Consider the following 2767-nt stretch of genomic DNA (forward strand, 5'->3'; position numbering starts at 1 on the left):
CATCAGTGCGCATGTTTTTCAAACTTATCTGCACCGCTTCACCAGAGCTGCCACCAATTTGAAATGACGAACTACCAAAACTGCCGTTAAGGAGCTTTTTCCCACCAAATGAAGTGGTTTCCGCAATTCGGTTTAACTCATCATTTAAGGCGGTTACTTCTTCTTGAATAGCCGTCCTTTCCGATTGGCTATTCGAACCATTAGTCGCTTGCAGTGACAGGTCTCGCATGCGTTGCATGATATTGGTGGTTTCATTCATCGCCCCTTCTGCTGTCTGCATAATGGAGATACCGTCGTTAGCATTTCGAACCGCAACATCGATGCCGCTCATCTGTGTTTCTAATCGATTAGAGATTTGTAAGCCAGCAGCATCGTCTTTTGCACTATTAATACGACTCCCTGAAGCCAAGCGCTCCAAAGATTGGTTCAGCATGTTATTGGCATTAGAGAGATTCCTCTGAGCCACTAATGCTGAAACATTTGTATTAACAGTTATAGCCATAGACCTACACTTACAAAAAGATGATAAAACTTACGATTGCTCTTGTATCGACCTATTTATATAAAACTTTAAAAAAAGGAGCCTTGAGGCTCCCTTGTTTATTCTATTTGAGACGACTTACTTAATCGTTAATGCACTCAACATCTCAGCTGAAGGAGCAAAGTAGTAAGCGCCAGTAACGGCTTTAGTAAAGCGAAGCAGTTGGTCTGTTTTTCCATCTGTTTCGCCGTACATGCTCTCTAACATCGCATCGAAGTTATGACGAACGTTACAGTAAGCAATGAACAGTAAGCCGTGATCGCCCGTTGCTGTGCCGTAAGGCAGGCTATGACGAACGATTTTAAGACCCTTGCCTTCTTCTTTGATATCCACACGGCCAACGTGAGACGCCGCTGGAACATCGTCTAGCTCGATCGAATCTGGCTTAGTACGGCCAATCACTTTCTCTTGTGCCGATACGTTTAATCTATTCCACGCTGGTAGGTTATGCACAAAACGTTGCACCATTACGTAGCTACCACCCGCGAATTCACCTTCAGGCACAATAGCCACTTCAACGCGCTGTGCATCTTTCGGGTTTTCAGTGCCATCAACGAAATCAGTCATGTCACGTGAGTCTAGGAAACGGTAACCGTAAGTTTCATCAACCACTTCCACGTCCGCAGCTACTTCAGATAGCAATTTACGTAGGATGAAGAAGTGTAGGTCATGTCGGTTTGAATGACAGTGAATCAGAACATCAGACAGTGTGCTCGGTGCTGTGATATCACCTTCACCAAGCTCAGGAAAATCAATTAGATCAGAGGGAGCAGCTTGCTCAAACTTATCCCAAAAAGCTTTTGAGAATGCTACCGACGCCGTTAGGTTCGCATCAGGTTGAGTTTGGTTTAGCTCGTCGATTAGAGTCGGAAGCTTTTGAATTTCTGCTAGTACATTAGCAGTATTAGCGTTCACTTTAAGTTGAACGTAAAGAGCGAAAGGCCCAGCTTCAGGCAAAATAGCACTTTGAACGTTAGGCTGCTCATTTGAAACATTAAGCATAGATTATTCCTTCCAGTTTTAGCTTCTAAGTATAATTGTGAATGGTACAAATGTTTTGATGAGAATCAGTCTTCGTGCTCAACCACTTTAAAGCAATCCCTAGCGGCATGGCTATTGGTTAAATAAAGCGCTAACCAGAGGAGCAATAATAGGGTGATAGCATTTGACCAACGGAACCATCCGTTATCCAAATAGATTAAATAAATTGTATGGGAGCCCTGTGCCAAGATAGCCATCATGGTAACCCAACGTCCCCATGACACGACTTTGTTAAGGCGCTTTCTATCTGGAGATCTTAGTCCAAACAACCACATCAATAACAAACTAGGCACACTCAACGCAATCCCGACATAAAACATCTGGTGGTCTGGATAGATGGTCTCAAGAATATCCGTTCCCGACTCTCGGCTTGCGCCCGCAACAATGAAAACGACCAAAGCTTTCGCAAGAAACAGCCAACCTAACCATAATAAGATTGGGGCTTTCAAAAAGCCGTGTTTATCGTATTGTTCTATGGAGTACCGCACAACTCTCACTTTCACTTGTTTTCAAACCAACACTTTAACGCAAATCATTCATACTTAACTAGGTTTGCGTTATCTTATTGGTTAATCCGTTTTAATTGTCGAACTCAGTATGAAAAAGAAAACTAATACACCGTCTGTTGAATCTCAACAAGAAGCACTGAAGATAGCCAAAGCGACGCAAAAGCCAGCTCAAACCAAAGAACAAACAAAATTAATTGCTCAAGGTATCGAAAAAGGCATCGCACTTTACAAGAAACAGCAAAAAGAACGCAGCCGCCAAGCCGATAAAGCAAGAAAACGCGTACAGAAAGAGAAGCAAACTCAACAAACTAATCTAGACGAAGAGAGCAATGTAGACACAATTGTTGAAACAACATCAAATCACGCCAGCAAATTGCCGTGGTTACTATTGATCGCAAGCTGGGTAGGTTTCGCGATTTATTTGATGAAATAGCAGGATAAATGTATGAAAAAGGAATTAGTCGCTTTAGCTATGACAGGCATATTAGTCGGGTGCACGACACCGACAACAGTCCCACATAGCAAATCTGACCAAGTACAAATGGATTACCACGGACTGATTGATATCAACGAGTGCGAATATATAGGGGAAGTCACCGGCAGCGAAGGTCACTGGTATAGTTACCTGTTTTACCCGAACGACACTCTGATTCAAGGCGCAATGAATGAGCTAAAG

General features: G+C 43.0%; 4 protein-coding genes and 1 pseudogene. 2 read left to right on the forward strand and 3 right to left on the reverse strand.

Annotated features, from left to right (window positions below; genetic code table 11):
• The 3 genes and pseudogenes from AB4232_RS21275 to AB4232_RS21285 form a co-directional block, all read right to left on the reverse strand.
• Window positions 1–502 (reverse strand): annotated as a pseudogene (locus AB4232_RS21275) (flagellin); the annotation flags it as partial.
• A gap of 117 nt (window positions 503–619) precedes the next feature.
• Complete coding sequence (locus AB4232_RS21280; RefSeq protein ID WP_372087954.1) at window positions 620–1543, reverse strand: Dyp-type peroxidase; 924 nt, start codon at window positions 1541–1543, stop codon at window positions 620–622.
• Window positions 1544–1608: 65 nt separating this feature from the next.
• On the reverse strand, window positions 1609–2070 hold the full coding sequence (locus AB4232_RS21285) for a DUF2919 domain-containing protein (RefSeq protein WP_032499208.1): 462 nt from the start codon (window positions 2068–2070) through the stop codon (window positions 1609–1611).
• A gap of 109 nt (window positions 2071–2179) precedes the next feature.
• Between AB4232_RS21285 and AB4232_RS21290 the strand changes: the two genes are divergently transcribed.
• Both AB4232_RS21290 and AB4232_RS21295 read left to right on the forward strand, forming a co-directional pair.
• Window positions 2180–2524: a DUF2956 domain-containing protein gene (locus AB4232_RS21290; RefSeq protein WP_135381670.1), complete on the forward strand. Its 345-nt coding sequence runs from the start codon at window positions 2180–2182 to the stop codon at window positions 2522–2524.
• 12 nt (window positions 2525–2536) lie between these two features.
• Window positions 2537–2767 (forward strand): DUF4156 domain-containing protein (locus AB4232_RS21295; protein ID WP_372087955.1); only part of this gene is annotated, 231 nt, incomplete at its 3' end.

Source organism: Vibrio sp. 10N.286.46.A8, assembly GCF_041470165.1.
Lineage (GTDB): Bacteria > Pseudomonadota > Gammaproteobacteria > Enterobacterales > Vibrionaceae > Vibrio > Vibrio tasmaniensis_A.